The organism is Bacteroidales bacterium (assembly GCA_023229505.1).
Taxonomy (GTDB): Bacteria; Bacteroidota; Bacteroidia; order Bacteroidales; family JAGOPY01; genus JAGOPY01.
Map to the genome: position 1 here is coordinate 1 of JALNZD010000003.1, position 26,757 is coordinate 26,757.

The 26,757-nt window shown below is 41.9% G+C and carries 20 protein-coding genes; 11 read left to right on the top strand and 9 right to left on the bottom strand.

The features are described 5' to 3' along the window. Positions 1 to 159: 159 nt before the first annotated feature. Positions 160 to 4,821, bottom strand: a complete 4,662-nt coding sequence (locus tag M0Q51_01515) for a T9SS type A sorting domain-containing protein (GenBank protein ID MCK9398657.1) — start codon at positions 4,819 to 4,821, stop codon at positions 160 to 162. Between the two features lie 607 nt (positions 4,822 to 5,428). On the opposite strand from M0Q51_01515, the gene M0Q51_01520 reads away from it, so the two are divergent. Next, positions 5,429 to 6,286, top strand: coding sequence for an SPOR domain-containing protein (locus tag M0Q51_01520; protein ID MCK9398658.1), 858 nt, complete (start codon positions 5,429 to 5,431; stop codon positions 6,284 to 6,286). A gap of 23 nt (positions 6,287 to 6,309) precedes the next feature. Here the strand turns inward: M0Q51_01520 and sucD are convergent, their stop codons facing one another. Continuing rightward, positions 6,310 to 7,215 carry a succinate--CoA ligase subunit alpha gene (gene sucD, locus M0Q51_01525; GenBank protein MCK9398659.1) on the bottom strand — a complete coding sequence of 302 codons (906 nt, stop codon included), beginning with the start codon at positions 7,213 to 7,215 and terminating at the stop codon, positions 6,310 to 6,312. Positions 7,216 to 7,361: 146 nt separating this feature from the next. On the opposite strand from sucD, the gene mnmE reads away from it, so the two are divergent. Continuing rightward, complete coding sequence (mnmE, locus tag M0Q51_01530; GenBank protein ID MCK9398660.1) at positions 7,362 to 8,828, top strand: tRNA uridine-5-carboxymethylaminomethyl(34) synthesis GTPase MnmE; 1,467 nt, start codon at positions 7,362 to 7,364, stop codon at positions 8,826 to 8,828. Between the two features lie 34 nt (positions 8,829 to 8,862). On the opposite strand, the gene M0Q51_01535 is transcribed toward mnmE, so the two are convergent. The 4 genes from M0Q51_01535 to M0Q51_01550 all read right to left on the bottom strand — a co-directional run bounded on the left by M0Q51_01535 (position 8,863) and on the right by M0Q51_01550 (position 11,881). Further along, positions 8,863 to 9,792: a HipA domain-containing protein gene (locus tag M0Q51_01535; protein MCK9398661.1), complete on the bottom strand. Its 930-nt coding sequence runs from the start codon at positions 9,790 to 9,792 to the stop codon at positions 8,863 to 8,865. After that, positions 9,789 to 10,103 carry a HipA N-terminal domain-containing protein gene (locus tag M0Q51_01540; GenBank protein ID MCK9398662.1) on the bottom strand — a complete coding sequence of 105 codons (315 nt, stop codon included), beginning with the start codon at positions 10,101 to 10,103 and terminating at the stop codon, positions 9,789 to 9,791. Before M0Q51_01540 ends, M0Q51_01535 begins: the two co-directional genes overlap by 4 nt. After that, positions 10,090 to 10,329, bottom strand: coding sequence for a helix-turn-helix domain-containing protein (locus M0Q51_01545; GenBank protein ID MCK9398663.1), 240 nt, complete (start codon positions 10,327 to 10,329; stop codon positions 10,090 to 10,092). Before M0Q51_01545 ends, M0Q51_01540 begins: the two co-directional genes overlap by 14 nt. 184 nt (positions 10,330 to 10,513) lie before the next feature. After that, positions 10,514 to 11,881 (bottom strand): B12-binding domain-containing radical SAM protein, encoded by a 1,368-nt coding sequence (locus M0Q51_01550; protein ID MCK9398664.1) that lies wholly within the window; start codon positions 11,879 to 11,881, stop codon positions 10,514 to 10,516. Between the two features lie 327 nt (positions 11,882 to 12,208). Here M0Q51_01550 and M0Q51_01555 point away from each other — a divergent pair, with 327 nt between their 5' ends. Further along, positions 12,209 to 12,913: a carbonic anhydrase gene (locus M0Q51_01555; protein MCK9398665.1), complete on the top strand. Its 705-nt coding sequence runs from the start codon at positions 12,209 to 12,211 to the stop codon at positions 12,911 to 12,913. Between the two features lie 48 nt (positions 12,914 to 12,961). Here the strand turns inward: M0Q51_01555 and M0Q51_01560 are convergent, their stop codons facing one another. Continuing rightward, entirely contained in the window at positions 12,962 to 13,426 is a 465-nt protein-coding gene (locus tag M0Q51_01560; protein ID MCK9398666.1) for a nuclear transport factor 2 family protein, read from the bottom strand. A gap of 360 nt (positions 13,427 to 13,786) precedes the next feature. Here M0Q51_01560 and M0Q51_01565 point away from each other — a divergent pair, with 360 nt between their 5' ends. The 8 genes from M0Q51_01565 (at position 13,787) to ccsA (ending at position 23,765) form a co-directional block, all read left to right on the top strand. Continuing rightward, positions 13,787 to 15,307 carry a TIGR03768 family metallophosphoesterase gene (locus M0Q51_01565; protein ID MCK9398667.1) on the top strand — a complete coding sequence of 507 codons (1,521 nt, stop codon included), beginning with the start codon at positions 13,787 to 13,789 and terminating at the stop codon, positions 15,305 to 15,307. A gap of 55 nt (positions 15,308 to 15,362) precedes the next feature. Further along, entirely contained in the window at positions 15,363 to 16,403 is a 1,041-nt protein-coding gene (locus M0Q51_01570; protein ID MCK9398668.1) for a haloacid dehalogenase-like hydrolase, read from the top strand. A 189-nt stretch (positions 16,404 to 16,592) separates the two neighbouring features. Next, positions 16,593 to 16,778, top strand: coding sequence for a hypothetical protein (locus M0Q51_01575; GenBank protein ID MCK9398669.1), 186 nt, complete (start codon positions 16,593 to 16,595; stop codon positions 16,776 to 16,778). Positions 16,779 to 16,875: 97 nt separating this feature from the next. Beyond that, positions 16,876 to 17,982 carry a M23 family metallopeptidase gene (locus M0Q51_01580; GenBank protein ID MCK9398670.1) on the top strand — a complete coding sequence of 369 codons (1,107 nt, stop codon included), beginning with the start codon at positions 16,876 to 16,878 and terminating at the stop codon, positions 17,980 to 17,982. Positions 17,983 to 17,994: 12 nt separating this feature from the next. After that, entirely contained in the window at positions 17,995 to 19,143 is a 1,149-nt protein-coding gene (locus M0Q51_01585) for a beta-lactamase family protein (GenBank protein MCK9398671.1), read from the top strand. A 726-nt stretch (positions 19,144 to 19,869) separates the two neighbouring features. After that, positions 19,870 to 20,091 carry a hypothetical protein gene (locus M0Q51_01590; protein MCK9398672.1) on the top strand — a complete coding sequence of 74 codons (222 nt, stop codon included), beginning with the start codon at positions 19,870 to 19,872 and terminating at the stop codon, positions 20,089 to 20,091. A 448-nt stretch (positions 20,092 to 20,539) separates the two neighbouring features. Then, entirely contained in the window at positions 20,540 to 21,259 is a 720-nt protein-coding gene (locus tag M0Q51_01595) for a hypothetical protein (protein MCK9398673.1), read from the top strand. Positions 21,260 to 21,269: 10 nt separating this feature from the next. Beyond that, positions 21,270 to 23,765, top strand: a complete 2,496-nt coding sequence (gene ccsA, locus M0Q51_01600) for a cytochrome c biogenesis protein CcsA (GenBank protein MCK9398674.1) — start codon at positions 21,270 to 21,272, stop codon at positions 23,763 to 23,765. A 13-nt stretch (positions 23,766 to 23,778) separates the two neighbouring features. On the opposite strand, the gene M0Q51_01605 is transcribed toward ccsA, so the two are convergent. Continuing rightward, positions 23,779 to 25,221 (bottom strand): glycosyl hydrolase, encoded by a 1,443-nt coding sequence (locus M0Q51_01605; protein ID MCK9398675.1) that lies wholly within the window; start codon positions 25,219 to 25,221, stop codon positions 23,779 to 23,781. Positions 25,222 to 25,247: 26 nt separating this feature from the next. Then, a complete protein-coding gene (locus M0Q51_01610; GenBank protein MCK9398676.1) occupies positions 25,248 to 26,720 on the bottom strand; it encodes a glucosylceramidase in 1,473 nt (490 codons plus the stop codon). Positions 26,721 to 26,757 lie beyond the last annotated feature (37 nt).

A 26,757-nucleotide genomic window follows, 5' to 3' on the forward strand; every position in this document is an offset into this window, starting at 1 on the left:
GTTTTTTGCAGAACACGTTCTTATATTTCCACAATAAGAAAACAGGGGTATAATATTCTTGATTCAATACAACTGGCTATTGACGGTAACCCTGTAGATTTTCTGTTAGCTACCGCTGAACAGTAACTAATAAAGAATAAACTATTTGAATATTATTTTTTATTGTATTACCATTTTACCAAAAAGTTCTTTATCTCCCCTTAATTTGACAATAAAAATTCCTGCAGGCAGGTTTCCTTTTACAATCTCTATTTTATCTTCTGAAATATTTTCAAGTTTATAAATAGATCTACCGAAAATATCAAAAATTGAAAGTTGGTATTTGCTATGTTCGGGATTATAAAATTCAATAGTTGTCTTATTATTGAACGGATTGGGATAAATGTGGAGATAACCAGGATCTGAAATAGAATTTTCGTCTGTTCCTAAACTGACAGTCAAAGTCAGGTCATAATTCATTGGTGCGGATTCTTCGTGCCCAACTCCATCCCTGGCGATGCTGTAGAAGTAATAGGTTTTGCCTATATCACCCTTAAAGGTAGCGGATGTAGCCGAAGTGATTCTTTCCCAAGGCTGGTAACCTGCTTCCAGATTATCGGAGACATAAATGGTGTAATCCCTGATCCCGGAACCATTTTCATCATCTTCCCCGCTCCAGGTGATCTGGTAAGTCGTATCCCCAATATAGGTTGCAGAGGGGCTTACAAAGCTGGAAGGATAGCCTGCATCAATCGTATTTAGCACCGTTTCTGTAAGCATGGGATCGTTAAAATCAAACTTGATTGAAGCCCGGTTAGTTATCTGTGTTCCGGATGGCAAGTCTGGTTTTTGATCGACATGATATAAAACCCATCCTTCTCCTTCAGGGGGATTGACATTTGGGGGAAGGTTTATCCCTTCAAACTTCCACTCGATAATTCCCTTTTCTGCATTAAAAGTTTGGGATGAGGAAATATGGCTGGTGGTGTCAAATACCAGTGTATTCCAGTCCAGGTTTGTATTCAGGGTATCTCTGATAACAATATTTTGGGCTGGGGCAGTAGCGGAGTCGAGGTTTTCAAAATGAATCATGTAATACATTGGGATATCCGGAATAATGTGATGTTGTTCTCCATATCCAATGGGTCCCGCTTTTAAATTTGGATCAATCGATCCCACGATATTAATATTATTTGTTGTTTGCTGTATAGTTTCAAACCCTTTTTTACACCTTCCATTTTGTTCAGCATAGCCCTGTATTTTTGATAAAGTGGTCCTATTATAAGGCCAAATCCACCTGGCAGGCCAGGCAAATTCATTATAAATTTGATCAGGATAGATTAATCCCTCATTCCTCAATTTTGGTGCTAAAATATGAGGAGTGAAATAGCAATTGGTTTTTAATTTTCCTTCAGGAGTAAAATCACTTGTACAAAGGCCATCGCTATATACAGTATTTGTTCCTCCATAAAGAGCATAAAATTTTTCTGCGTTGGTTTTAACGGTTTCACCATATTGTGCATCCCACCAAGATGGTTTAAGTGCCCCCATATAACCGTTGGATTTTTCGATATCCTCTGGAAGTAGAAGTCTTTTTTTCAAATTAGTTGGACTTTCCCAGATTTCTAAAATATACCCTGCACCTAGCGAAACTGCCATGTGATTTTGCCATCCATTTTGTGGTTGTTCTTTTCTATTCCAAACCAGAATATATCCTGGTGGAGGTGACAAAGACCAATCAATATCCCAATAGTAATTGGGAGATAAAATTGAACTTTTTTCATTTATTGAAAACCCTAAAATATAGGAAACAGTATCTAAGAGTTCATACATTGACTCATAATAAGGTGACGGATCAGAAGTAATCTGAAAATGAATTGGCATCTGACCAAGAGTAGTTGGAGTGATTTTAAATTCAAGAAAGTCAAAATTTCCTACTGGGAGATCTGGCAGTTTTACCAGAATAACTTTAAGAGCGTCGTTTGATGAAGGAGGATCTAATTGGGTTGTATCATGTATTATTGACCAAGGCACATTAATATCACAGGAGACATTCCAAGGAATGCCGACGGCAATCCAAACATATGGTTCATCTATGTTTCCTTTATTTCCATATGAAATATGAAATGTGCTTTGGATATTAATTCTTAAAGAATTTGCACAAATAAGGGTTGACCATAGATATGAAATGCCTTCTTCAATTATAAATCCATTAAAAAAAGTTATAAAATTATTGTCAGGATTAGTTACTACTAGATTATAATAACCCAAATCTTTTCCATTAAGGTCAATAAGAGCTGAGATTCTTGTTGAATCAATATAGAAAATTCTTAAAGAATCAACAATTATGTCAGAATATCCTGTGCGTGAAAATTTTAATGTCGCCCCTTCCATAAATTTTGTGCCATAAATTTCAACAGTCACCAAACCAGTATTGCCTCCATGATTTGGTGATATGCTATAAATTTCAGGGCCAATTCCGGAGCTGACCGTAACGGTTCCAGTCAATGAATCATTTAAAGGTTTTTCATCCTCAGGGAGAAATGTTTTACATTTCGTCACAAAAGTTGCTGCCAGTTCGGCATCCCAATTTTCAAAGGTTATCGTATCTGATTCCCCATATCCCAGGGTAGTAGTTTTATCACATGAGTATACTGGATCAATAGAAAACCGAACAGGAATTGTTACTTCGTTTAATCCAAAGTTTTTCACAATGGCCTTTGGTGCCATAATTGTATCCAGAGGAATGATACCTACCGGGAAGAGAATTTCTGTTACGCCGGCATCATCATAGGCAATGTAATCAAGTAAGATATCATCGATGTACCATCCGCTACTTTGCCCAGAGCCATCCGTGTAAAGTTGAAAAGCTACCTGAACATTTTGCCCGCAATAATCATTAAGACCAAGTAATGGATAAGACCAGACATCTCCACTTGTGTTGATATATTGAGAAGATAAATCTATCCATTCGGTTGCTCCTGTTGGTTTTATTTGAACTATCCCGTAATCTCCTGATGAAAAATTAAACCAGTGCCAGAAACGAATTCTTGGGTTTTGCTCAGCGACAGGAACTTGAAAAGGCGGACTGACAAGCCTTGTGAATACATTACTAGAGTAATTGCCCTTTAAATTTGTCGCAGCACATTTTTGACCTGAATGAGCCGAGTTGGACCCGCTTGTGGGATGCCCGACCTCCCAGGTTCCATTGGTAACAGACCAATCCCCGATCCCGGTTTCCCAGTTTTCAGGGTTATTGAAAACGGGCTGGCCGGTTTTAATTTCGACCAGGTCGATGTACCAGCCGACGTCTTCATCACCACCATAAGGATAAGTGTCAGCCACATCCAGTTCAAAGGCAAACTGGACGGATTGCCCTGCATAATCAGATAAATCGAAAGCAGAATAGCTCCATGTAGTGCTGGAATTGCTAAAGTAATTGGGACTTAATTCAATCCAAACGGTATCTGCTACCGGTTTAATTTTCACCAAGCCATGATCTCTGAAATTGCCATCCTGATGAAAGCTGTGCCATTCCCAGAATGTGAACCGGGGAAACTGACCTGCAGAAGGAACATCAAACGCAGGGCTCACTGCCTGAGTAATCGTACTATTCGTATAATTACCAGCCAGATTAGTAGCCAGGCAATTTGACCCTTCATAAGCAGCCGTTGGACCACTGCTCGGTTCACCTACTTCCCAGGAGCCATTGGTAACCGACCAGTCCCCAATTCCGTTTTCCCAGTTTTCAGGATTATTGAAAACGGGCTGGCCGGTTTTAATTTCGACCAGGTCGATGTACCAGCCGACGTCTTCATCACCACCATAAGGATAAGTGTCAGCCACATCCAGTTCAAAGGCAAACTGGACGGATTGCCCTGCATAATCAGATAAATCGAAAGCAGAATAGCTCCATGTAGTGCTGGAATTGCTAAAGTAATTGGGACTTAATTCAATCCAAACGGTATCTGCTACCGGTTTAATTTTCACCAAGCCATGATCTCTGAAATTGCCATCCTGATGAAAGCTGTGCCATTCCCAGAATGTGAACCGGGGAAACTGACCTGCAGAAGGAACATCAAACGCAGGGCTCACTGCCTGAGTAATCGTACTATTCGTATAATTACCAGCCAGATTAGTAGCCAGGCAATTTGACCCTTCATAAGCAGCCGTTGGACCACTGCTCGGTTCACCTACTTCCCAGGAGCCATTGGTAACCGACCAGTCCCCAATTCCGTTTTCCCAGTTTTCAGGATTATTGAAAACGGGCTGGCCGGTTTTAATTTCGACCAGGTCGATGTACCAGCCGACGTCTTCATCACCACCATAAGGATAAGTGTCAGCCACATCCAGTTCAAAGGCAAACTGGACGGATTGCCCTGCATAATCAGATAAATCGAAAGCAGAATAGCTCCATGTAGTGCTGGAATTGCTAAAGTAATTGGGACTTAATTCAATCCAGTCATCACCTCCATTCAGAGTAATTTTCACAATGCCATGATCTCTGAAATTGCCATCCTGATGAAAGCTGTGCCATTCCCAGAATGTGAATCGTGGAAATTGGTCAGCGGGGGGAATCACAAAATTATTACTTGTAATTAATTTAGTCAAAGCTGCAGCAGGATAATTCCCAGCCAATACCGTTGCCGCACACTTTTGCCCTTCATAGGCTGAATTAGGACCACTTGTTGGAATACCAACTTCCCATGTACCATTATCAACATACCAGTTCTGAGTCCAATCCCCTTCAAAATCATCAGACCAAATAATGTCTTTGGTTTGCGAGAAGGCCGCCAATGAAATCATCATAGCAATCATTGTGAAAAGTGCAGATTTTTTCATATCAAAGAATTTAATATTTTTTAACTAAGGAATAGGACATCGTTATCAGTTGTTCTTATATCTCTTTTGCAGGCTTGTACCACAAATGGGATGAAATATTTAATTTTTAAAACCGCCTTCAACATATCTACCTTATAACCGCTGAAATTGTGGTTCTGAATATACCATAGTTTTTGGATAGGCAATGAGGTGTAATGTGTTAGATTAATTGCATAATATTCCAAATTCTTGTGACATTTTTTTGAACATCATTTGTCAATCGAACTTATGATAAATTCCTGACTATAAAGTTATAGTAAATAAATACAGAAGACAAATAAAAGAAAGTAAAATAAAAACCGACTGAAATGTTAGCCAAACTATATTTAGGTGGATGCTCTCCAGACGAACGGGCAGGGTAAACTGCATACGCCGGCCAAATTGACTTACTGCGCCGATTTAAATTGACCACCGTGTCATCTATACTATTATTAGAAAGAGATGGTTAATGTACTCCGGCATGAACTTGAAAAATCATCAACTCTGTCCACCATAAACAAACTCATAATATAATTAATGCGGATCAAAGCAATATTTTTCTCAAATTTGTAGGAAAATCATCCCATCCATGTTCAGGAACTCACTTTTAATATTTATCATGGTGCTGTTTTCAGGAGGCAGTACCATAGGCCAGGTACCTGATATCTGCCTGACGAAAGAAGAATACCGCCTGTATTCCATGATCAACGATTACCGGTCAAAGAAAGGCCTTGATATCATTCCGGTCTCTAAATCCCTTTGCTATGTGGCTAAAATCCATGCCCGGGACCTTTTTGTCAACCGTCCAGATACTTCATTCTGCAGCCTGAACAGTTGGTCGGACAAAGGACAATGGACGGCATGCTGCCATTCCAGGTATACCCCAAATCCTTCCTGTATTGTTAACAAGCCGGCAGAACTCACCAAATACACCGGAGAAGGTCATGAACTTAGTTATTGGGACAGTGAGCAGCTTCACCCCGATACGGTCTTTAATTTTTGGTTATCAATTGACCAGGCAAGGGAAGTATTGCTGAACCAGAAGAAATGGAGCTATTTTAACTGGAAAGCCTTGGGTGTCGGCCTCTATAAAGGATATGCCTGCGTTTGGGTGGGGGAAGTTGTCGATACCGAACCGGAACCTACACTTTGCGCCAGCGCACCGGGCTCTGATAACCTGGCATTACCTGTGAAAGAGTCACCGAAAGATGTGGTTTCAAGCCCCACAGGCAGGTACTGCATTATCTTTGGAAGCTTTAAAACTCCTCAGGACGCTTTAAAAATGGTTGCTAAATACAAGAATGACGGCTTTTACCAGGCGAAAGTCATAGTTAATAACGACACCTACCGCGTTTCCCTCTCCGATCATGCAACCCAGCAGGAAGCTCTAAATGCCAGAAAAATGATGGGGAATGAATTTAAGGAAGCATGGGTCACGAAATATTAGTGTTGAGGGTTAAGGGTTAAGTTTTAAGTTGGGGACTCTTTTAATGAATTCCCGAACTTAAACCTTAAAACTTCTTTCATCTTTCTGCCAATGTCTGCTGGTGAGTCTACCACGTGGATGCCACATTCGCGTAAAATTACTTTCTTGGCCTGGGCTGTATCTTCCTTTCCTCCGATGATGGCACCGGCGTGGCCCATAGTGCGGCCTTTGGGGGCTGTTGCGCCTGCGATAAAAGCCACGACAGGTTTGGTGCCGTTTTCTTTGAGCCAGTATGCCGCTTCAGCTTCCATCGTACCGCCGATCTCGCCGATCATGACAATGCCCTCGGTGGCCGGATCCTTGGTAAATAATCTGACGGCATCCAAGATAGTGGTCCCGATGATGGGGTCACCGCCGATACCAATGGCAGTAGATTGTCCTAAGCCGATTTTGGTAAGCTGGTCAACAGCCTCGTAGGTTAATGTCCCTGAACGGGAGACAATCCCGATGGGCCCGGGTGTATGGATGAAACCGGGCATGATACCCACCTTGGCTTCACCAGGTGTGATGATGCCGGGACAATTTGGCCCGACCAGCCTGGAATTTCGGCATTGGAGATAATCCTTGACCATGATCATGTCTTTCACCGGGATTCCTTCGGTGATGCAAACGATAACTTTAATGCCTGCATCAGCCGCTTCCATGATGGCGTCAGCAGCAAAGGATGGCGGCACGAAAATTACCGATACGTTGGCCCCTTCTTTTTCGGCCGCCTCGCTCACCGTGTCAAACACCGGTTTTTCGAGGTGGAAAGTGCCGCCCTTGCCGGGGGTCACCCCTCCTATTATATTCGTGCCATATTCAATCATCTGGCTGGCATGAAAAGTGCCTTCTTTGCCGGTGAAGCCTTGCACCAGGACGCGGGAATGCTTGTTGACCAAAACGCTCATGAGCTAGTTTAAAGTTTTGAGGTTTAAGGGTTAAGTTGGGGACTTGTTTGCCCCCTCCCTGTCTGGGGGTGGGGGTTGATGCAAAATTAGGAAAATATAGCATTCCTTGAAGAATTGCCTAATTTTGTTTGTTGAAGAAGATCACTATGATTTATCCCGTCCGCCAGGAAACCATTTGTGCTATCGCAACCCCGCCGGGGCAGGGCGCTATTGCCATTATCCGGCTGTCCGGGCCGGATGCGCTCAGGATTTGTGAAGATATTTTCTCACCAAAAAAGAAAGACACTAAAATCACCGAAGCAGCCACGCATACGATTCATTTCGGAACGATCGTGAAAGATCAGGAATTGCTTGATGAAGTGCTGGTCAGCGTATTCCGGGAGCCTCATTCCTACACCGGCGAAAATGCCGTAGAGATTTCCTGCCATGGGTCATCATACATACAGCAAAAGATCGTTGAGCTGCTGATCAGCAAAGGTTCCCGTCATGCAAAACCCGGGGAGTTCACGCTGCGTGCATTTCTGAGCGGCAAATTCGACCTTTCCCAGGCTGAAGCAGTAGCCGACCTGATCGCTGCCTCATCCCGCTCGGCGCATGACCTGGCTTTGCAACAAATGCGCGGCGGTTTTTCAAAAAAGATCAGCGAGCTGCGGGCCCGACTGCTAGACTTCGCTTCCCTGATAGAACTTGAGCTGGATTTCAGCCAGGAAGAAGTGGAATTCGCCGACCGTAAAGCACTGGTGAAACTCCTGAACGAGATAAAGGAAGAAATTACCCGCCTGGTTTCATCGTTCTCTTATGGAAATGTTTTAAAAAGCGGGATACCTGTGGCCATTATCGGCAAACCGAACGTTGGCAAATCCACGCTTCTCAATGCCATCCTGAATGAAGAGCGGGCCATCGTTTCCGAAATTCCCGGCACTACGCGCGACACCATCGAGGATACCATCGTCATCCACAACTATGGCTTTCGATTTATCGACACAGCCGGACTGCGCCATTCCGTCGATCAGATCGAATCGCAGGGGATTGAACGAACCTATGAGAAGATCAGCCAGGCGAAGATTGTCCTTTACGTGTTTGATGTGTGCCAGACTGCTTGCACAGATATCAGGGAAGAACTGGAGAGCATGGGGGCATGGGGGCATGGGGGCTTGGAAGCGGGGAAGAGGGAAAGAGGGGAAGGCGAATTTCCTGCGAACTGGGAACTGGGAACTGCGAACCGAAAGAAGTTCATCCTGGTAGGCAATAAAGCTGATTTGCTGGAGGAGACGCCGATAGGCTTAAAGGAATTCCTGGAGATGGAATGTATTTTCATATCGGCGAAGAGGAAGGAAAATATAAACATGATCCTGGAACGACTGGTGGAAGTGGTTAGTGAAATGGAGGTCAAGGATAATGCTGTCGTCTCAAATGTCCGGCATTACGAAGCTTTGAATAGCGCGCTGAAATCGGTTGAAGCAGTATTGGAAGGCCTTTCGGGCGGTCTTTCCAGCGACCTGGTAACGGTGGACTTGCGCACGGCGCTTTATCACCTCGGCGAGATCACGGGAGAAATAACCACTGATGAAATCCTGGGGAATATTTTCGGGAAGTTCTGCATCGGAAAGTAAATGAGACTTGTGTCTCACAAGCCACAAGGCCATCCTATAGCTCCAGTAACTTAATCCGTTTATCTAACAAAACTTTGTACTTTTCTTTAAACTCCTTCGTAAGAAAACAAGCATCCAGCAGCGAATACCATTTCTCTTTGGCATGGCTCAATGCCTGCAAACTACTTTCAATGACTTTGCCGGTAAGTCCGCATCGTTCTTTTCCAAAATAATCGACCAGGTCCTTCCGGGTGAGATTCCTTTTTTTCCCGGCAAGGCTGAGTGCAATTTCTTCAGTGCCACCCTTTAATACTATTGTGGTATTCAGGAGGTCATATGCAGGTGACAGTTCTGTTTTATCTCCCATCCTGATGACGGAATAATTTTTCAAATGCATGTCTTCGTTACCGACCAGGAAGTTAAACAGAACCAACCGGAAAAGTTTTGCCATTTCGATCAATGGAAAGGTACAGTACATATCCAGGAGCAATACCAGTTTCTCCATGGAAGAATTGTACTTCGTATCCCTTGTCAGTGAGGCAAGTTGCGCAAGATCCTCCACAGGAATTTTATCTTTGTGCCCTGCCCTGTCGAATCGTTTTATAAAATAAGTAAGCGACTTGTCTTTTGACCAGATCAATCCATGTAAAGGTACCGCAATACCGGCTGATTGTGCCATTCGCATGGTTACATCTTCATTTTCCGGGAACTGTGGAAAGAGATGATGTTGTGGCTTAAGTATGTATTTTCCACCGTTGTCAGCCAAATCAAATTTGCCCTCCCTGATATTTAATACCGCACTAAGCTTGGGCTGCACGCCTTGAATCGATAATTTTACAGCCCTTGCCATCGCCTCTGCTCTTTGTTCCTCAGCTGTATAGGCAAGCAATTCAAGACTGACCAGGTTTTGTGACAATAATTTCAATCCTTTTTCACTGTAAAGGGATTTTTCGCAAGGCTCATAAGTGATGGAACATCGGTTCATCCGGCTATTTCTTTAACAGTGACGGCTCCGACCATGTCGTTTCCAACCAGCATCAATTGCGAAAAAAGATCATTCCGGTCAACTTTTCCCTGCTTTAAAAGTCCCTCCAATTGATAACCTTCAGGCAAAAGGCCATCAAAAAACGGTGGAAAATGGTCGAAAGAGTATATTTTCTGACTGACAGGCATAGTAAGTGACACCGGCAATCCTGTATATCCCTCGTTGTATTCAAAGCGGTATTCTGTTCCAAATATCATTTCAGTCAAGTGGCCTGCCTCTTCACCGCAAATAAAGACTTTAGCTGTTCTCATCGCTATTCAGAAATTTATGCATTAACTGACTTTGTAGTTGAACTTTTATATTTAAGACCCTGAGGATTTTTCGCAATGTATCAAGTTGTACAGTTTCCTTTCCTTTTTCAAGGTTAAAAACAACTGTCTTGCCAACCCCTGCCATTTCAGCTAACTGAAGCTGACTGAGGCCTGCCACCTTGCGATGCTTCCTGATTATTCCTGATAACGTTTTCGGAGTCAACATATTTTCCCGTTTTAGCGGCAAATATAAGGCAATTACTTTAATAAGTCAAGATATTTTTATTATTTTACCACTATATCAGTAATATTCATAAAAAGTTCCTTAATTACCTTATAATAAATGGAGTTATTTGAGAAATTACCGCCTTAGCAGTATTTATTATTAATTTGATACAGAGGGAAAGTTTTTAATGCGGCTGAAATGGCTCCACGTATTTACTTACGTCAAAATCAACCTCCTGTCCTTCGGAATTCCGGTGAACCTGAGAAAAGATATTCGGATTGTTCTTTTTATGGTATCCTTTGTTGAGGGCAAAATAAAACAGGGTTTGCTCAAGACCAATCGTCACATTCGGCCATGCACGTTTGAGAACGGACATCTTGCCGTAAATGTCATGCTTAATATAATTGAACCGGTCGAGCAATAATTCAGGCGTCATGTTCACCGGGGAAACAATCACCTTCGTGGCGTCAAATTTGCTCCAGTTATCGGTAAGAATCCTTCCTTCACTTTTCAATTTTTTAAAGACTTCTGTACCGGGATATGGCGTCATCACACAAGCCTGAAAAAATGCCGCCCTGGATTTTACAAGGAACTCATGGCCCAGGTCAAACACTTCATCCGTATCGGAGTCAAGGCCAAAAATAAGGGAAGCCATGGTTAAAATTCCGTTATGCTGCAGCTTTTTGACAGCAAGAACGTTATCCTCAATGGTTTTTAATGTTTTCCTGTATTGGTTTATGCCACTTTCTCCCATCGATTCAAACCCGATAAGCAGTGCTTTGCACCCGGACTTTTGCGCCAGCTTCATCAGTTCTTCATCTTTAGCAACATTTATCGAAGCCTGGCCGACCCAGCCTTTTTTCAGATGGATCATTTCCGTAAATAACTTCTTCGCAAATACCTTGTCGAAGGTAATATTATCGTCCAGGAAGAACAGGTAATGCTCCGGGCAGGACTCAGCCTCCTGAATGATATTCCTTATCGTTTTGTGCCGCTGTCTTGTGCCAAAAAATCTTGAAACCGAACAAAAATCACAATTATAAGGGCAACCTCGGGTGGTTTCAATCGGGGCCACGGATAGTTTTCCCGATGAGCACTTAATGAGATCGCGGCGTGGAAAGACATGTTTTTGAAGATCAGGTGGCTTATCAAGCTTGTAGAATTTCCTCAGCTTATGCTTTTCTGCATCTGCCAGCACTTCTTCCCACAACCCTTCTTCTGCTTCTCCTATGACTACCGCATCGCCATATTGAATAGCTTCTTCGGGAAGGCTGGTTGCATGAATACCACCAAAAACGACGATTTTATCTCTTTCTCTGAACTCATTGGCAATCTGATATCCCCTGATGCAGGTCTGGGTCATCAAGGTAATCCCTATAAGATCGTAATCACCTTCATAATTAATTTTGCTGCCATACACCTCCTCACAGATTTCAACCTCGTGCTGAAGAGGGGTCATGCCTGCAATAAGAGCAAGCGTAAGTTGTGGAATGTCCATAGTATTTGGACGTTGCTCTTCTTCAAAGCAAGGCGCAACAAGGAGAATCTTCACTAATAACTAGTTAAATAAGTAAATTATAAAAGTAATAGTTTTTTCACTTATGTCCTTAAAAAACGCAAAGGTATTCAAAAAACATCTACTGGCAGAAACGACAGTGTTTGTCTATAATGTCCTCCATTTTAATAATAATCACCCGATTTTTTGAGGCGCAGGGGGATTTTTCGCAACAAAATACCATCACTTGCAGACCACCAACGCCATTAAAGGCTTAAGTAAGAAAAATATTGAAGCCAATAGGATATTTGGATTAAAACTGATAATTTTAATGCCAGAAAGGATTAGAAAAGATAAATGAGTATGATAAAAAATTGGGTGAGAATGAAAAAACTATATGCATTAGTTTTTGTGATTACTGTTCTATGCTTGACCTTTTCATGTGTTCAGCAGAACAAGGAATCCAACAAATCAGAAAAGAATGTTACAGTTAGTACAAGTGAGCAAGTTTTAATCCAAACATCAGATGATGCAATTAGGGAATTAATAAATGGAAACAAACGATTTGTTGAAAGTAAGTTGACAAATACCAACTACAAAGAACAGATAGAAAAAACAAAAAAAGGTCAAAAGCCACATTCTGTAATTCTATCTTGTATGGATTCCAGGGTGCCGCCTGAAATTATTTTTGACCAGGGAATTGGAAATATTTTTGTCATCCGCATTGCTGGCAATATTGAAGATGAAAACATCCTTGGCAGCATGGAATATGCAGTTGAACATTCAGGCTCCAAACTTATTGTTGTTATGGGGCACAGTCATTGCGGTGCAGTAACTGGAGCGGTTCAAAATATTAAACTTGGTAATTTAACTCAATTAGTAGATCAAATAAAACCTGCTATTAAGTCTGACCCAAACAACCCTAATATTATAGACGAGACAGCAAAAAATAGCGTAATAATTACGATTAATGATATCTTGAATAGAAGTAGTATTATTCGGGAGTTGGTTAGTGATAAAAAAGTAGCTATTGTCGGAGCGTTTTATGATATTGAAACAGGAGCCGTGACTTTTATGGAAAAACTATAGAAAGAGAATATTGATTGGATTAATCAAAACCAACCAATGGACATCATATTATTTTAACGGGTTGAGGTTGGCATGGCTGATCCATTTCCAGTCATCATTTGTATTAATCCAAACACTCATTCTCGGACATGGTTCTTTTGTCAATACCTTACCATCGATGGTTTCGGTTACGGTAGCCATATAAGTTACTACCACAATATTTTCATGCTGGCTTACTTCAAAATTCGTTAGTTGGTATTCACCCAGATTGAGGTTTTTAAGTAGCGCCAGTTCCTGTTCTTTGTTTCGGGCACCATCCTGGTGCACAGACTGAAAGCTATTGGACATTTTTTCGGCAATTGCTTCAATATTGACTGTCTTGAAGTCCGCCCATAACTTTTGTTCCAGCTGTTTCCCGTCTACACTGGCAATGGCTTTTTTAGTTGTAACGGTATTAGCTGGCTCTTTTTGGGCGGATTGGGTGCAGGCAACGATAACGACTGCCAAAATCAAAACTGTAATTACTTTTTTCATAATAATTAATTTAAAGGGATTTATGTAGGACAAAAATAATAAGAGTCCATGACTTAATCAACTGTTTGTTTTAAATAATCTGATATGTCATTTGATCAGGCTCTCGATCTCAGAGGTTAGCTTACGATGGCTTCGGTTCCGGGTATCATATCATGGCGGGCTACTCAAATAATCCTGCATTGCCTTCTTTTTATTAATTTTAACACTTTGACAAAAGTGGATCTGCGCACGGCGCTTTATCATCTCGGCGAGATCATGGAAGAAATAACACCAATGGGTTTGCACAAATGTCAGCGTTCATTGGAAGAAAAAGGCAGAAACAACAAATAAATGAGTATTAACCTTTAAAATCGAGTAATTGTGAAAAAGAAAAACAGAACCTGGATTTACCCATTAATAGCAATGGGATTTGCAGTCATGTTTAACAATGGCTGCAAGAAGGGCGATAGCCTGGATATTATGCCAACTGCATATTCCGGCACATCGGTTACAAAAGCTGCAAAACTTTTGAGGTTCTTTACCATGTCCGACATCCATCTCTGTGATAAAGAAACGCCTACTCAGAGCATTTTTGCTGGCTACCATAACGGGAATATTTCATGTTATTCAGCAACTATGCTATTGACAACTCAGGTTCTCAACGCAGCAGTGAAGACGATAAACGTCCTTCACAAACAAAATCTGTTTGATTTTGGCATCTCTCAGGGCGATGATTGCAACAACACCCAATACAATGAACTAAGATGGTTTATCGATGTTCTTGATGGCAAGAATATAAACCCCGATTCCGGTATTAAAGATGATCCTATCCCCGGACCTGATAATGATTATCAGGACGAATATCAGGCGGAAGGACTTGATAAGTCGATTCCCTGGTATCAGGCTATCGGCAACCACGATCATTTCTTTATGGGTGCATACCCTGCGAACGATTACATTCGACAGAGTTATACCGGGATGGATATCATCAATCTAGACAATCCACCGACCGGCAGCTTAAATGGCAGAGGTTTTTACATGGGATCAATTGATGGACGGACACTTTACGGTGACATTATAGGCGCGGGTGATACCGCAAATTTCCCAACTCCTCCGCAAGTGCTTGCAGCCGATCCGAACCGCCGCTCACTAATGAGAGATGAGTGGATGAGCGAATTTTTTAATACTACTTCAAATCCGATTGGGCATGGATTCAGTCAAACCAACGTAAACTCGGGATTCGCCTGCTATACTTTTGAACCAAAGATGGACCTACCTATTAAGGTCATCGTGCTCGACGATACCCAGCAGAACGATGATCCCAATACTACTGACTATGCGCATAGCTCTCTTGATTGGGCTCGTTTTAATTGGCTTGTAAGTGAACTTGATAAGGGTCAGATTGATGGTAAGCTCATGATCGTCGCAGCACACATACCAATAGGAATTGGACCTGGCTTGTGGAACACTTCCGCTCCTATGACCGAAGATGCTCTGATTACCAAACTTCATACATATTCTAATCTCATCCTGTGGATCTCAGGACATCGTCATATTAATGCAGTTACTCCACAACCATCACCTGATCCAATCCATCCTGAACTCGGTTTCTGGGTGGTTGAAACCCCATCATTAAAGGATTTTCCTCAACAGTTCCGCACTTTCGATATCGCTCGCAACAGCGACAATACTATTTCAATCTTTGCTACCGACGTTGATCCGATAGCCAAACCCGGGTTTTTGCCCGCGTTATCTCGTTCATATGCTGTAGCATCTTATCAGATTTTCAACTATCAGACGCCTTATGTGCCTTCTGGTTCGTACAATGCAGAGCTTGTCAAACAATTGACTCCGGAAATGCAGGCGAAGATTCAGAACTATGGGGAATCGATAAACAAATAATTATTTCTAAAAATATCCCGTTGCGGATTTAAGATAACCCAGAAAATTTAGTTATATGCAAAAGAAAAACTGGATTTACCCATTAATATTAATGGGATTTGTATTTATCCTTAACAGTAGCTGCAAGAGAAATGATAGCAATACAAACCAAGTTAGCTATCCAATAGCCTTTGCCGCCGATCCCCTGCCATCCTGGAACGACACCCCACAGAAGAAGGCCATCGTCAACTTCGTTGAAAAAGTGACTAAGGAAGGCTCGCCGAACTTTGTGCCACCTGCCGAGCGTATCGCCACCTTCGACAATGACGGCACGCTGTGGCCCGAGCAGCCGCTGGCTTTCCAATGCTACTTTATCGCTGACCGCATTAAAGCCCTCGCGCCGCGGCATCCGGAGTGGAAAAGCAAGGAACCTTTTGCTTCTATGCTTAAAGGCGACATGAAGTCCGCCCTGGCCGGCGGTGATAAAGCACTCCTGGCAATGCTCATAGCGACGCAGTCAGGAATAACCACGGATGAATTTGAAAAACTCGTGACGGACTGGATCGCCATTGCGAGGCATCCTAAGACCAAGCGGCTATATACAGAGATGGTTTTCCAGCCCATGCTTGAACTGCTTGCCTACCTGCGCGCGAATGGATTCAAAACCTACATTGTCTCCGGCGGCAGCAGCGATTTCATGCGTCCGTGGTCGGAAAAAGCCTATGGCATTCCGCCCGAACAAGTCATCGGAAGCAGCTTAAAGACGAATTTTGAACTTCGTAGCGGCATTCCGGTGCTCGTGGGCATGCCGGATTTGAACCTTCTCACCGCCGGAAACGGCAAACCCATCGGCATCCAGTCCCACATTGGCCGCCGCCCGATTGCCTCGTTTGGCAATTCCGATAACGACCTGCCAATGATGCAATGGACTGCCGCCGGCAGCGGAGCTCGTTTTTGTCTTTATGTACACCATACCGATGCCAAGCGTGAGTGGGCTTATGACCGCAAGTCCATCGACCCCTTCGACAAAGGTCTTGACCAAGCCTTGGCTAAAGGTTGGACAGTTGTAGACATAAAGAACGACTGGAAGATCATCTATGCATTCGAGAAGAAGTAAAAACAGGGGCAATGTTGGGAATTACAGCAAACAAATGGTTACAGCAGCCAGCACTGAAACAAACGCCGATTCAATAGCACTCATAAAGAAGATATTAACATCTTTTGTAAAGGGACTTAAAAATGACAATGAGGCAGTCCGAAATGCCATCACCAGATAAAATTAATTTATAATAATTATCTAATTAACATGAAAACAAAAATCAGAATTTGGATTTACCTTTTCATAGTGATAGGATTTGTAATTCTTAACAATGGTTGCACGAAAGAGAACAATAACCCTATTCCTTCAGCAGAATTTGAAGGTGGAAAGAAATTCATTTACGACTATGTACCCACCGTTGTGCTTTCGGGTAGCTGGCAGCAAAAATGGTAATAATCCATAATTATGGCGTATTCTCCCAAGATTGGCGAAAACCTCTACATAGCAATCATTATAAAATAATGTACCTTTAAATGTAAAAATTATGAATATGAAAATTCTGTTAAACACGCTGATACTTTTTAGTATCCTGATTGCAGCATGTACTAAAGACAAGCAGGACAATGACCCCCTCTCAGATAAAATCACAGTGATCATAAATGACGTTCCTTTTCGAACGGATCAATACCAAAGAATAGGTTACACACTAAAAATCTGGGAATATGAAAAAAATGGCCTGGCATTGCAGCAAATCATTGTATTGGACAATGACTCAAAAGCCGAATTGATGAAGATTGACAAAGCCGAAATACCCAGGATTTATAAAGACCCCCTGCAAACAAATCCATATTTTACAAATGATAAAATTTTTCACTATTATTTGTCAATTCAGGTTCCAATTCCATTAGGACAAGCAGTTCCTGAGTCTTTTGCACACAGTTTTGTCTTCCGGGATACGATTCAGAATAAAGAGGTAATTGTTGAGGGAGGGGTTTTTTCTCCCCGCAAAAGCGAATTGCCTGTTTCAATAAAGTCGCCGGTAAAAGGAAGTAACTGGCTGTTTATTAATCAATCCACCCTGGGATATCATTTTAATTCACTTTTTTTTATGAATGGCAAAATAGGTTCAGGCGAACGCTATGCATTTGATAACTTAATAATAGATGAACAGGGAGAGAATTATAGTGGAGATCCTACGGTTAATGAATCCTATTTCAATTACAAGGACACGCTTTTTGCAGTTGCTGACGGGACAATAGTGACAGTTAAAGACGGACGTCCTGAAAATTCAGGGAATGCGTGTGATGTTAAAATGATAACTGCTGATGAACTCGCAGGTAATTATTTAATGCTTGACATTGGTTATAGTCGCTATGCCATTTATGCACATTGCGTACCAAATTCATTTTTGGTGCAAGAAGGTGATGTTGTAAAAGAAGGCGATCCTATTGCATTATCAGGTAATTCCGGCAATTCCACTGGGCCACACCTGCATTTCCAAATCTGTGATACGCCCGAATTTTTTCTCACCAATGGGTTGCCCTTTGTATTGAAAAATTACACGAAAATTGGTGTATATGGTTCCGGAGAAATCAATCCTCCTATTGTTATAACCGACTCAATGATGGAAGAAATGACGATTATGTCATTTGATTAACAGTATATAATTATGAAAGCGACACATTTTTCCCGGGCATTCTTTTTCACCCCTATTATCGCCTTTTTTTGCGTCTTGTTTTTTATGGAAAGCTGCAAAAAAGATGATCCCGTAGTTGTTGGCAAATACACCACCCGTATTGACCAACTCACCGATTCACTTGTGACTAAGCTGACCTATAACGGGAAAGCAGCCCCACTGCCAGGGTTAATCGTTGGTATCTGGGCTCCACGGCAGGATTACACGTATCTGAAATCGAAGGGATATGCCAATCTGGCCAGCCAACGCCCCATGCAGGTGGATGATTTGTTTCGGATTGCCAGCACTACAAAAACCTTTACGTCTATTCTTTTATTACAACTTGCGGAAGAGGGGTTCATTTCGCTGGATGATAAAATCGACAAATACCTCACTGGCATTCCCAACGGAGCAGTGATCACGATCCGTCAATTACTTGCCATGCAGAGCGGTCTGTTTGAAGTAAACAATGACTCGGTCATCGGTAATATTTTCATAAGCGATCCGGATCATTATTTTTCGCCGATTGAGTTGCTGGAGGCGATCAAACGACATACGACAACATTCAGCCCAGGTGAACGCATAGAGTACTGCAACTCCAATTTTATCATTGCCGGGATTCTGGTAGAGCAATTAACCGAACAAAGCTTTGAAAAGGCACTTCAAACAAGGATTACTCAACCGCTCGGACTGCAAAATACTATTTTTGCCAATTCCCGGTGGATGCCTGCCAACAAGCCTTATGCCTCAGGTTATATGTTCAATAGTAATCTGGATTATTTCGAATGTACCGAAAATTTTAATATGTCGGTGGCTTTTACAGCCGGAGCGATAGTTTCCAATATGGATGATTTGAAAAAATGGGTTCTCAACCTGACATCAGGCACATTGATTTCACCTGCGATGCAGGCTCAGATGGAAGATTTTCATCCTATTTTTGAGGATGTTCTTGAGAATACTGAATATGGTTTGGGTTTGATGCGATACAAGGACAATTATATTGGCCATTCAGGCGATGGGATGGGTTATCATAGTTTTTTAGCCAGAAATCCGGAAAAGGATATCACTATCGCCATTTTTTTCAATGGGGAATATCCCTACCCACAAGTTATTTTTCATGAACTCCTTAAAATATTAGAATAGGAATCCTGGGAAGAGAATTGCTTATTGCCGGTAAAAGAATTCTGTTTATACAGTGTTTAAAATACTTCCGTAACCTCCCGGCACAAGAATATTAAATGAAACTTAAACTTGCCCTCAATAAAATAACTAAAAATGAAAAAGAAAATCAGATTTTGGATTTACCCATTAATATTATTGGGATTTATTAACTCTTAACAATAGTTGCAAGAGAGGTGGTAATATACAGCAAGTCAGCTATCTAATAGATTCCAAGGTTTTCACAACACTTGAGAGGACAGTTATTCCTGTTCCCTTACCTTCAACTTCTCCTATGCTTCTTCCTCTGGTTTCTATATAGGATCAATCGACGGTCGGACGCCATACGGCGACGTTATCGGCGCGGGGCCCGTTCCGGACTTCGCAAGTCCCCCGAAGATGGTCGCAGCCGATCCGAAGTAATGACGATCCCAACGATCCCGATGCTCTCGGTTATGGGCATGGTTCCATGATGGGCCGGCAGTCAAAGACGGGTCGTTTGCTGCGATATCGCGTTCTTATGCTATCGTGGCTTATCAGATATTCAAAATACAGCTGGATCCATTGCCTACTGGTTCGGTTTCATACAATGCAGAGCTAGTCAAACAATTAAGTACTGAAAAGCAGGCTAAAATACAGAACTACGGAACACCGATAGATAAGTGATTATTTTTAACGGTTGAATTTTTTTCACGATTAAATTCTGCCATTATGCCATCTCTTGTCGAAACCATCGCTGTCCTTATTGCCGGAATTCTGAGTGGTTTTATCAACACACTGGCCAGCAGTGGTTCGGCTGTTACCCTTCCGCTTTTAATTTTCCTCGGACTTCCACCGGCTATAGCCAACGGGACAAACCGCATTCCTATCATGGCAGGATTGGCGCCTATCTTGGAAGTAAATTTGCGCAGCATGAATCTGCTAAAATCTTGATATACCGATTGCTTATTGCGATTGTGGCATTCGAAATAATCCAGCTTATTTTCAAATATAAATTGCTGGCGTTCATAGGAATTAACTAAATATTTGACGTTCCTTGCAAACAAGTTTTGCAATTTTATTGAATGAAAGATCCTCGTTAACAAATGAGATTTGATCCTAAACAGGAGTGAAAAGCTTCGAACAAACTATCCTTTCCCAAAGCTATCATGAAAAACGTATGCCGTCTTTGATTCATTGAAAAATTATTTGTCACTAACATGCACGCAGCAAGGCAAAGCGAGGCGCAACAAGAAGAATCCTCATTAAAAATATATACTTAATAATTTTGCAGAACATTGAGCCTAAGGTAGTTGAATAACAACTTAAGACACTCTCATCCCTCTTTGTTATCTAATAATTTAAATGTATTTTTGCCCAAAAATTACCTAAGGTATCCACTATGAAAACTTATTTTATAAAATTCTTTTTTCTTGCTTCTATTTTCACTATTCTGTTTATATCCTGTCAGCCCGGGCAAAATTCCCGGTCATCTGCCCAGGAACAACCAGGCATTCACAAAGTAGTTGTAAATGAGGTTGTGCAAACAAATAATTACACCTATTTGTATGTCGCTGAAAATGATGTCGAAAAATGGCTGGCTGTGCCCAAAATGCAGGTAAATTCAGGCGAAACCTATTATTATACCGGCGGTTTCGAAATGAAAGATTTTGAAAGTAAAGAATTGGGCAAGACGTTTAAATCGGTTTATTTCCTCGAGTCCGTCAGCTCATCTCCGGATATTATAGCTAAGGAACCTGTAAAAGAGCCTCATTCTACGGGCAAGATGAATGTTGAAAAACAGGATATCACTGTGAAACCTGCTGAAGATGGCATTACGATAGCTGATTTGTTTGCCAGGAAAGATTCATATGCCGGAAGAACCGTAAAAATAAGGGGCCAGGTTACAAAATACAATGCCGCTATAATGAAAAAGAACTGGGTACATATCCAGGATGGTTCAGAATATTCCGGGAGGTTTGATCTGACAGCTACGACAGAGATGGAAACCGCCGTTGGCGATATCATTACGATCGAAGGGACAGTAGCTCTTGATAAAGATTTTGGATATGGCTATTCATATGAAGTGCTCCTCGAAGATGCCAAACTTATAAATAAATAACTGCAAAATAGTGAAGCGCATTATTAACTTTCTGTTTTCATCTCCAATGATGATCATTCTTCTGGTCGTGCTGGCATTTGCACTGGGAGCTGCTACATTTATCGAAGAAAAATATGACACGGCAACAGCAGGTCAATGGATTTACCATGCCAAATGGTTTGAGTTTTTGTTCCTTTTATTGATATTGAATTTTATTGGTCATATAAAACAGTATAATTTACTCAAAAGGAAAAAGTGGGCCGGGCTCCTGTTTCATTTAGCATTTATAGTCATTATCATAGGCGCTGGAATTACGCATTACTTTGGCTTTGAAGGGTCCATGCATATCCGCGAAGGCCAGACAACCAATATATTAAATACTTCAGACCCCAATGTGAAGATTGAACTGCCTTTTTCCCTCCAATTAAGAGATTTTATCCTTGACAGATACCCGGGCTCGATGAGCCCTTCATCCTATGCCAGTGAAGTCACTCTTATTGACCCCAGGTCGGGTTTAAGAAAGGATTACAGGATATTTATGAATAATGTCCTGGATTACAATAAGTACAGGTTCTTCCAGTCATCATACGACACCGATGAAAGGGGCACTATCCTGTCTGTTAACCATGATTATTATGGAACAAGGGTAACATACTTCGGATATTTCCTCTTATGCCTTGGATTTATCCTGACCTTGTTCAACAGAAACTCGCATTTTCTTTCCCTTCGGCTGAAAATCAGGGAAATAAGGGCCAAACGAAAATCTGGTGTACTGATAGCCGTTTTGTTATTGGGTTTAAATGGTCTGGCCTTTTCCCAAAATGATTCTCCGGGATCAGTAACTCCGGAACACGCCGAAAAATTCGGTCATTTGCTGGTACAAACCTATAATGGCCGGTTTGAACCTGCCCATTCCTTAGCCTATGATATCATGCATAAAATATCGAGAAAAGATAAATTCGATATCAGCGGAAAAGGTAAAATGGATGCCATCCAGGTGTTGATGGATATGATGATAATGCCGGATTTCTGGGAACAACAGAAAATCATTTATGTCCGGGAAAAATCGGTACAGGATATTATCGGAATAAATGGTAAGTATGCCTCATTTCTTGATTTCTTCGATAAAAATAACCAGTATAAACTCCAGGAATATGCTGAAGAGGCTTTTAGGAAAAAGCAATCTGAACAAAACAGCTTTGATAAAGAAATTATCAAGGTTGATGAACGTATAAATATATTTGGGATGGCCCTTAAAGGGAGCATGTTAAAACTATTTCCTCAACAGGGTGCTGTAAATAACAAATGGATCAGTTATGATGATAAATCCGCTAAGGAGCCCTTAACCGGGGTAATTAATGTCATCAATGAAGACCTGCAACTGGATCAGCTGAATTACAAAAATATCATGATTGCTTATCTGAAGGAAGTATCGAAAGGGATCACTTCCGGCGATTATTCCAGGGCCGACAAGGTGCTGGGCTTTATCAACAGCATTCAGCGAAATTCAGACAATGCCGGATTACTGGCCTCTGAATCAAAAATTAATACCGAGATCTTATATAATAAATTGCAGATATTCACCGTGCTCAGAAACGTTTACGCCATGCTAAGCGTAATACTTCTGCTGCTTGCCTTTATCGATAACCTTTGGCTGAAGAAGAACAAGATCATTTCCTGGTCACTCAACATTTCCATCATATTATTAGGCATTGCCTTTCTGTATCACACTTCCGGCATGATACTCAGATGGTATTTAACAGGCCATGCACCCTGGAGCAATGGATATGAATCGCTGATCCTGGTTGCCTGGGGAGGATTGCTGGCAGGTTTTAGTTTCGTGCGCTATTCAAAAATTACACTGGCAGCAACGGCATTGCTGGCCTTTTTTACACTAATGACCGCAAGCCACAGCAGTTATGATCCGCAATTGACAAATTTACAGCCGGTTTTAAAATCATACTGGCTGATCATCCATGTGGCAACGCTAACTATCAGTTATGGCTTTTTGGGTCTGGGATTCATACTCGGCTTGATGAACCTGGTTATCTTTTTGTTTAAGACGGTCGGGAACCATTCCCGGTTGGATTTAATTATCTCGGAACTCACCTATATCAATGAAATGAACCTGATCATCGGGATTATACTGGCAACGGTAGGGACTTTTCTCGGGGGCGTTTGGGCCAATGAATCCTGGGGCAGATACTGGGGATGGGATGCTAAAGAAACATGGGCGCTTGTTATCGTAATAGCCTATACTATTGTGCTTCATTTAAGGTTTATTCCAAAACTTCGCAGCAACTTCGTATTCAGTGTCGCGTCAGTAATCGGATTTGGAAGCGTTATCATGACTTTTGTCGGTGTTAATTATTACTTATCCAAAGGATTGCACAGTTATGCTGCCGGCGATACACCGGTTTTCCCGATTTGGGCCTGGATAATAATTTTTTCGATAGTATCCCTGATGATTATTTCCGGCATAAGGCAAAATTATATTGACAAAATGACTTCCGGAAAAATCAAATGATTCTGAATGACAATCAGAACATCAATGTCATGATAGAGTGAGGCAAACTGACCGTTTCCGCGGCCTGATCTCCAACATACAACCGATATTCCACTTGTGAATCACCCGTGTTCATCACGATTACGACAATTGTCCCGTCAGGGTTTTTGAAACCGGTAGTAAGCAGTTGGGCCCTGCTGGAAGAGCATGCGATCCTTTTTGCCCCGGGGATGATGTATTTTGAAAAATGCCCGATATAAAAAAACGAATTCATATAATGCAGGCTGCCATCCCGTGTATCGGCATGAACAGGGGCAAAACAGAAATTATTCACATGGTTGGGCCCGCCGGTTTCATCGAGGAGTATATTCCAGTCGGTCCATGCCACAGCGCCATTGTTGAAATCAGTTATTATACTTGCTCCGTAATTTTCACCCCAATGCCACTGATCGAAAGTCTCCCAGCTGAACGGATAATTGCAGGCCTCTGTAAGCAGCAGTTGTTTTTGTGGAAAGGCTTCTGCCACCCGTTTTACATTTTCCGGGATCGGAGCGCCGGTCCAGCTTTCATACCAGTGAAAACCAATTCCCCAGACGTATTTAGCAGCCGCTGAGTCATTCAAAATGGCGGATGCCCTGTGGTACATCAAATCGCGGTTGTGATCCCAGGCGATGAGTTTTTTGCTCTGCATGCCATTTTTCCAAAGTGTCGGTCCCAGATATTCCTTAATAAAATCGCGTTCTTCATCAGCGGTATACATGCAGGATTCCCATGTTTGTTTTGCCATGGGCTCGTTTTGCACCGTCAACCCCCAGACAGGAATCCCTTGATCTTCATAAGCTTTGATAAATCTGATAAAATAATTGGCCCAGGATTGATAATATTCCCGTAACAGAATGCCCCCCTGAAGCATATTCTTATTGTCTTTCATCCAGGCCGGAGGGCTCCAGGGGCTGATGTACAGGTTGATCTCACCACCTGCAGCGGCTATGATTCTTTTTATAAATGGAATTTTAAACTGTTCGTCATGGGCTACACTGAATGTTTTCAATTCTTTGTCATTTTCTGCAACATAGGTATAACTTCCGCTGGAAAAATCACAACTGTTCATATTAGTCCTGGCAAAGCTGTATCCTATTCCCTTATCCTTATCAAAATACGCCCTCAGAAATTCTTCCTGCTTTTCACCAGGAAGCTTTGCAAAGGTTTCCGCAGATGCATCAGTCAATGCTGCCCCAATTCCGATAAAGGTCTGGAAGGTTTTTGAAGGATCCACAAAAACACAGGGGACAGTCTCTAATGGTTGCCCTTGCGGGGAAAATTGAAGTTGTGTAGATTTGGCAAGTCGGAAATTGGTATTCATAGCTGTTATAACAACTGAAACTTTGCGGCCTGAAACACTTGACTTCCCTTTGTTTTGAGCCTGTGCACCAATAATTGTGAGGATGCAGGAGATTAATAAAACGGACTTGTACATGGTTAATAAAGTTTTTTTGAATGATTTTACCAGATAATAGATGCGACAGATTTTGGCGGAACCGAATAGATGAAATTCTTTTCACCCTGTTTTACGCTAAATATTTTGTCATCAGTGTCGTAATTACACACTACCAATGACTTTGACCCGTCAGGGTTCAGAAAAGCAACTGCACCCAGATTAGTCAATGACTGTGGTATTGTCATTGAAATCCGGACTGCTCCGGGCCTGACAAATTTCGAAAAATGTGCAATGGAATAATACTCTTCATTTTTGGTTATCCACCCGTTATAGGGGGTGATCGTTATTACGCCGCGGCAATCACCACATCCATGGTTTTGGGGACCGCTGTTTAAGTCAAGTGCAAGGTTCCAGAGCAATGCGACCTTCGACCAGTTCCTGGTTGTGCCTATGAAAATATTTTCGATAAACCACATCAGGTTTGAACTAAAATCGGTTGCCCAACCTCCCCCTGAAATCTCTGTGAAATACAGATCCTTGTCAGGGTGTGCATTATGGACCGTACTCATGGCCGTGACATCACCGCCATAGGCATGAAAAGCCGTCCCAGCTATAAAACTTTTTGCCATAGGGTCATTGAGAATGGAAATACCATAGTCCGGGCGGTCCCAATTGTGGTCGTAGATTATTATCCTGGTATCAATTCCAGCTGATGCAAATTTAGGACCCAGGTGGTCTTTAATAAAATTCTTCTGCTCTTCAGGCTGCATCTCCATACATGGATAACCTGCAGTAAAATAAAGCGGTTCGTTCTGGGGTGTGATCGCATCGATGATAATGCCCTGGTTTTGCATCGCCTGGATATACTTTACAAAATAATAGGCATAGACATCATAGCATTCCTCCTTCAGTTTTCCTCCTTTCATGGTGCCGCTGGTTTTCATCCAGGCAGGCGGGCTCCAGGGAGACCCCATCAGTTTAATATCAGGTGATATCTGGATAATCTCTTGTAAAACAGGCACAACATCATCTAAATCCTGTGACAGGGAAAATTGATCCAGGTTAAAATCGGTTCCTCCCGCAACTAAATCATCATAAGAAAAGTCGGAAAGGGAAAAATCTGAAGCACCCATCGTAAGCCGCAGATAAGAAATTCCGATACCATTAACCGGATCGAAAAGATCCTGCAGGATTGCTGACCGTTGTGCATCATCCAGTTTCCGGTTGATCAGATAAGCTGAAGAACCGGTCAGGGCTGCGCCAAATCCTTCTATCTCCTGTAAACTTGCCGCAGTGTCAATCTCAATTATGGGCCAGTTTGCTGAAGCTTTCTTCTTTATTGTGAGATCGCCCTCTTTATTGAAGAGTTTAGATTTATCACCCTTTGTCAGCCAAACCTGGGCCCTGCCAATTGAATCTGTTGAAGGCACAGGATCAGGATTTTCCTTGCTTTTACAACCCGGGACAAGGATGAAAATGCCCGATATCAGCATGAAGCAGATGATAAAATAATAAACCGGAAAACGATTACTACGCATGATCAATCTTATTAAAAAATCTACTTAAGAAATCAAC